Source organism: Rubrivivax albus (assembly GCF_004016515.1).
In the GTDB taxonomy this organism is placed as follows: domain Bacteria; phylum Pseudomonadota; class Gammaproteobacteria; order Burkholderiales; family Burkholderiaceae_C; genus Rubrivivax; species Rubrivivax albus.
The window spans coordinates 1-5590 of the sequence record NZ_SACT01000022.1; the positions used below are offsets into that span (position 1 = coordinate 1).

Here is a 5590-nt window from a genome sequence, read left to right on the forward strand (position 1 = left end):
CGCAACGGCGCGGCGCCTGGCCCGCGAAGGGCATGATAGACAACGGGCGCTTCGCGGGCCAGGTGCCGTGCCGTTGCGCGTCGGCGCTTGAGCGAGGGGTTAGGCCGCACTCAGGGCAGCCTCCTTCTTAGCTGCCAAAAGGTGGTTGAGACCTCATATGTGAACGCAACAAGTTCTCCCAGTCCATCAAGGGTGTACGACTTGACTTTCTGACTTTCACTACCAGGCAGTCCGAGTATGTTCACAACGAAGCCTTGCCGAGCTTCAAGCCCCCACCGACCATGAACAAGTTCGTTCCGGATACCACGGAGCTGCTCAGCCTTATCGAGCCAGATTCTCAATTCGGCCGCCTCCTTTGGATACCCCAAGTTCATTCCCTTGAGCCGCTCCTCCAGAACATCTAACTTTTGTTTAAACGACCGAAGTTTCGGATTAGCACCTTCAGGTGACACTCGTTCCGCCAACTCAGTGTTCCTGAGGTACACCTCAAGATTGCTGTCGAGTTGCGAAAACGTCATCAACAAATGGCCGAGATGGGCATACGCCTCTCTCTCGAACGCCTCCTGTTCAGCCCTTGTAACCACAGTACTCCCATATGCGCAGGACGATCTCCGTGCGGCCTAACGTTCGAGCTAAGCCGCGCGCAGCGGCGCGGCGCCTGGCCCGCGAAGCGCAGGATACACAGTGAGCGCTTCGCGGGCCAGGTGCCGTGCCATTGCGCGTCGGCGCTTGAGCGAGGGGTTAGGCGTCGCCTTCCTTATGCCCGATGTCCTTGTGGAAGCACACGCTCGTTGGATCTCCGGCGTATGCACCGAATGGTTCGATACGGCCAAAGCCTGCCGACTCATACAACTTGATTGCCGGATCTTGCTTGTAGCCGGTTTCGAGCCGAAGTGCGGTGTATCCGAGTCCCCGCGCCCGCACCACAAGTTCCCTGAGGACTAGCCTTGCTACACCGCACCTGCGCCCCGGTCGAGTAACGAACACTCTTCTGACCTCGGCCACCCCTGGCTCAAGTGGGCGCAGGGCGCCGCAACCAACTGGGCTCCTGCCCTGGTACGCAACCAAGTAGACGCCGCCTTCCGGGTTTGGCCCATTCGTTGGCCAAGGTGCGTCTTGCTCGATCAGCTCGGGGTACAGCGCCCTCGCCTCAACCGCAGCTTCCCGAAGAAGACTCAACGCATCTGAGCCCTGGGGATCCACTTCAAGGACAGTGATCGGTTGCACTGCGGTCCCTGCGACGCCTAACGTTCGAGCTAAGCCGCGCGCGGAGGCAGGCGGCGTAAGCCTGGTTCGCGATGATGCCTCATAGGCCGCGGACCAGGCTTACGCCGCCTGCCGGAGCGCGTCGGCGCTTGAGCGAGGGGTTAGGCCTCACCATACGTCACCGTGATGAACGGAAGCCATACGAGTCGGCGTAAGGCCTTGCTCAATGGCCTGGTTGATCCCCTTGGCCTCTGCGCTCCAGTCGAGAATCCGTGAAACGAATGAATGGCGACCTTCGGCAATCCAACGATCGGCCAACTTTCGAGCCTCAACGTATGCAGCCTCGCCGCTGTAGGGAAGGCTTCGAAGTTCACTCTTAGAGCCAACCTGGAAGTGCGTTGGAAACTCGATGCCTTCAGGCTCATACCTTGCTGCAGCAAAGGCGCTGGGGATGAGCAACGTCAGCTTCCAGACGAGATCATCCCTGACTCCAGCTGAGCGGAGCACATCTTCGATTTCATCGAGATCATGACGATGCACCAGTTCAAGTGCTGCCATTTGGACAGAGTCAGCGAAAGTCGGCACGGCGGTTCTCGTGAGGCCTAACGTTCGAGCTAAGCCGCGCGCGACGGCGCGGCGCCTGGCCCGCGAAGCGCAGGATACACAGCAGGCGCTTCGCGGGCCAGGTGCCGCGCCGTTGCGCGTCGGCGCTTGAGCGAGGGGTTAGGCGTCCGCATGCTGCCTCAGTAGAGTTCCGTTCTCAGAGCCTCAAACTCCCACCGTAGGAACCGGCCCAGCCCAACTATGTCCGGGAAGAGAGATTTGGCGCTCACGCCCTTCTCTTCGGAGAGGAATCTCAAGATGTCCCTCTTCCTAGCGCCCTTGATGAGAAATCGACCAAACGAGTTGCCGGTCTTCTTCTCTGGATGCAGCAACGCGTCCAGCCGAGACAAGAGTTGCGCGTGATCGACGGTTACGTTGTCGCTAGCGGTCAGCTTCCCTTGCTGCGCTTTCAATCTAGCGTTTTCCATGGGAACCATGACCGCGATAAGTGGCATGCCCCACTTCTTGTGGTAATCGGTGGGCCTCTCTCCGATTGAGCCCAAGACGAGCCTCTGAACTTCGTGTGTTGGCAGTTCACTCGGAGTCGGATTCATAAGCGCCTCGTCCACAAACCAAAGCTCGGCATCCTTGTCAGGGTTCGAGGCGCAGGCAAAGTATGCTGCGACCCAAACGCTTGCGCTCCAGTCGAGGAGTCGGCTGGGGACTTCATAGTGCTGCATCAGACTGAGGACCTCGACGTCATTTCGGGCGTTGACCTCCTCCCCTGTCGGCATGTCTGGCGGTAGTGACTGCAAGTCCAGATAGTGCGTTCTGAAGTTCTTCAGAAGGCGACGTTCAAGCAGGATCGCTGCGTCGTACGCACCTCCATCGACGGCACGCGCGAGCGTAGGCTTTAGGTTTGAGAATGGCTCGGGCTGACCACGAAAGAGCATCGGTCCGGACTTCGCGTTCAAGCCCTCGAGATGACCTCCCCACTTCATGAGGTCGGACGGTGACTTGATTTCGGCCTTCGTAATCTCGGTGATGTTCATTGGCAAAAGTGAGTCCACCGCTGACGTGCGTCATCCGGACGCCTAACGTTCGAGCTAAGCCGCGCGCGACGGCGCGGCGCCTGGCCCGCGAAGGGCATGATAGACAACCGCCGCTTCGCGGGCCAGGTGCCGTGCCGTTGCGCGTCGGCGCTTGAGCGAGGGGTTAGGCATCACCTGGTGGGCGGCGAGGTGGTACGCCAAACTCAACATCGGTAGCGCTGTACATGGGCCCAGCGGGCGCGCGGTGAGTGTGCGGAGGGGGCAGATTGACCACCACCGAGCGGGCGGCGCGATCTGCGATGGTTTGTCGCCCGGGAGAGTTCTGCAGCAGATGGAGTTCACCCAGCCATACCAGTCCGGCGACGAGCTTGGCAGCGAAGCCAAGGATCGCTGGTACCGTCTCCCATTCGACGTACGCGACGGTTACTGCGATGAGCGGAAGGTACCTGACAGCCACGCGGACCACCGACTGCCAAAGTGCAAGCGGTTGTCCAGTCTCCGATGCAACGGCGATGTTCTGTAGGGCTTTGCCCAGGGTAGAACCGCCGCGTGCCACCAAGAACAGTAGGTGATAGGCTGCGTGGCAGATGACGTAGTTGCGGAACGTGCCAATGTCGACGCCCTGAGTTTCGAGCGCTGCCGAAACGCACAGGAAGAGGAGTGTTGCCGCAAAGAAGTCGAAACTAAACGCTGCGATTCGCTTCTTGGCGGATGCGGTGAAGTGGGCCGGCGTGGGCATGTGATGCCTAACGTTCGAGCTAAGCCGCGCGCAGCGGCGCGGTGCCTGGCCCGCGAAGGGCAGGATACACAGTGAGCGCTTCGCGGGCCAGGTGCCGCGCCGTTGCTCGTCGGCGCTTGAGCGAGGGGTTAGGCGGCGCTTGCTGCATACGCGGAAGCAAGCACAGCCCCACCAAGCACCAGTGACGCAATGCCGATGACTGGAAGGTAGGCCATTGCCTTGGGAACCGACCACCGCGCGAACCGCCGGTGCTGCTGCCACGGTAGGGCTGCGAGCACGACCGTGGTAGCTAAGAGCACCCAGCCGGCCACCTGGAAGAGCACTGGCCCTGGAAGTCGTTGTGCTGCGGTGATGAAGGCGATGCCAACCACAGCGCGGACGGCAAGTTCAACGTAGTGCTTGAACGCCGAACCAGCAAACCCGCCAAGAAGATTCCGCGCAAGCTGCGGTTGCAGCAGTGCTGCCACGCCCAAACCAGCCAAGAACAAGCCTGTGGCAAACACGACGGCGATGGCGACTTGCACAAGCACTTGGCGACAACCAATCGATGCTGGGTGAGATGGCGGGCTGTTCTTGGGCGGACCTGTGCGTGGCCCTCTTCGCGCCGCCTAACGTTCGAGCTAAGCCGCGCGCAGCGGCGCGGTGCCTGGCACGCGAGGCGCATGATAGACAACGGGCGCTTCGCGGGCCAGGCGCCGTGCCGTTGCGCGTCGGCGCTTGAGCGAGGTGTTAGGCCTCGGTGCACGGCCTACTGCGCCCATGGCTCCGGCCACCATGAACCACGAGTTCTTGGCGGAATGCCGCGATGGTGATTTCCAGCGCGACACCAGACCGCCCAAGGACGAAGAAGACCCCAGCGCTCTTGCTGCCAAACGCGACCATGCTCTTCCGCGGGAGCCGCCTGCGGCTGCCGCTGCACCCGACTCGCAGCTTGGCCGAGCGCGCAGCGCTGGGCCACCAGATTCAGCGAGCGCGTCCGCAGCGCGCGGAGCACTTGACCAACTGACTGATGAAACTTGCCTTCTGCAGCGCAGCCGAAGCGCCGCACCGGTGATGGCGAAGGCGCCTGGCGACCTTGTTCGATCTCGCGCAGCCGCTTGGCGATTGGGCCCTTGGCCGAGCACTCGCCTACAGCTCGCGGTGGCCGAGAGGCCCAGCTTGGCTGCTCGGCTGTTCAGCGGCGTTTCGTTGAACAGCGGCATCTCCTCCGAGGCCTAACGTTCGAGCTAAGCGGCACGCAGCGGCGTGTGCCCTGGCCCGCGAGGCCGATGATATGCAGGCACGGCCTCGCGGGCCAGGGTGCACGCCGTTGCGGGTCCGCGCTTGAGCGAGGGGTTAGGCCGCACTGCGGACGCGAGCATAGACACACGTGTTCCTAAGGGACCCATCCGCTGCCCTGCGCTCGCTGCGAAGCACACCTTCAAGCTGAAACCCTGCACGGTCTGCCACGGCCCTTGATCGTGTGTTCTCTGCGTCGGCGATGAGTTCCAGCCTGACTGCCGACAAGCGGGCTTCGGCCAGATGCACCAGGGCACTGACCGCTTCTGTAACGAAACCATGGCCAGCGCTTGCAGTTCTGCACCAGTAGCCAACTTCAAACCTTGGCATATCCCAGTTCGGCCGATGAAGGCCCGCGCACCCGACAAGCGTGGACGACTTTCGCTCGAACAAGAGGTAAGGCATGTCCTTGCGAGCAACGAAGTTCGACAGAGCGGTTCTGCAGTAGATCTCGGAAGACTCTACTGACTGCTCCTGCGCAACCCATGGCACGGAGGCAATGAAGCGACGAAGCTCGACGAGCGATTCGGACACCGCCTCGTGAAGTGCGGGACCGTCCCCAGCTCGAGGCACACGCAGGAGCAAGCGCTCGGTTTCAATCTCCTGCGGTACTTCGACGAGCAGTGGGCTGGGCATGTCTGTGCGGGGCGGATTGTCAGATCAAGTGCAACACCAGCAGCGAGAAGGGGGTGAGCTGGAATACTGGCCACTTCCTCATCCGGCAAGAAGGGGTTGCAACCATGTCGTATAACCATCTCACCCTCGAAGAACG

At 61.6% G+C, this 5590-nt stretch carries 7 protein-coding genes; all 7 read right to left on the reverse strand.

Annotation, left to right across the window (positions count from 1 at the left end; translation table 11 throughout):
- Positions 1-110 precede the first annotated feature (110 nt).
- Positions 111-518 (reverse strand): hypothetical protein, encoded by a 408-nt coding sequence (locus ENE75_RS24350; protein WP_128201656.1) that lies wholly within the window; start codon positions 516-518, stop codon positions 111-113.
- A gap of 223 nt (positions 519-741) precedes the next feature.
- Complete coding sequence (locus ENE75_RS25850; protein ID WP_128201658.1) at positions 742-1227, reverse strand: GNAT family N-acetyltransferase; 486 nt, start codon at positions 1225-1227, stop codon at positions 742-744.
- A gap of 147 nt (positions 1228-1374) precedes the next feature.
- Positions 1375-1791: a hypothetical protein gene (locus ENE75_RS24360; RefSeq protein ID WP_158289091.1), complete on the reverse strand. Its 417-nt coding sequence runs from the start codon at positions 1789-1791 to the stop codon at positions 1375-1377.
- A 158-nt stretch (positions 1792-1949) separates the two neighbouring features.
- Positions 1950-2801, reverse strand: a complete 852-nt coding sequence (locus ENE75_RS24365; protein ID WP_128201662.1) for an FRG domain-containing protein — start codon at positions 2799-2801, stop codon at positions 1950-1952.
- Positions 2802-2964: 163 nt separating this feature from the next.
- Positions 2965-3540: an RDD family protein gene (locus tag ENE75_RS24370; RefSeq protein ID WP_128201664.1), complete on the reverse strand. Its 576-nt coding sequence runs from the start codon at positions 3538-3540 to the stop codon at positions 2965-2967.
- Positions 3541-3668: 128 nt separating this feature from the next.
- On the reverse strand, positions 3669-4064 hold the full coding sequence (locus ENE75_RS24375) for a hypothetical protein (protein ID WP_128201666.1): 396 nt from the start codon (positions 4062-4064) through the stop codon (positions 3669-3671).
- A gap of 811 nt (positions 4065-4875) precedes the next feature.
- Entirely contained in the window at positions 4876-5454 is a 579-nt protein-coding gene (locus ENE75_RS24380; protein ID WP_128201668.1) for a GNAT family N-acetyltransferase, read from the reverse strand.
- Positions 5455-5590: the final 136 nt, after the last annotated feature.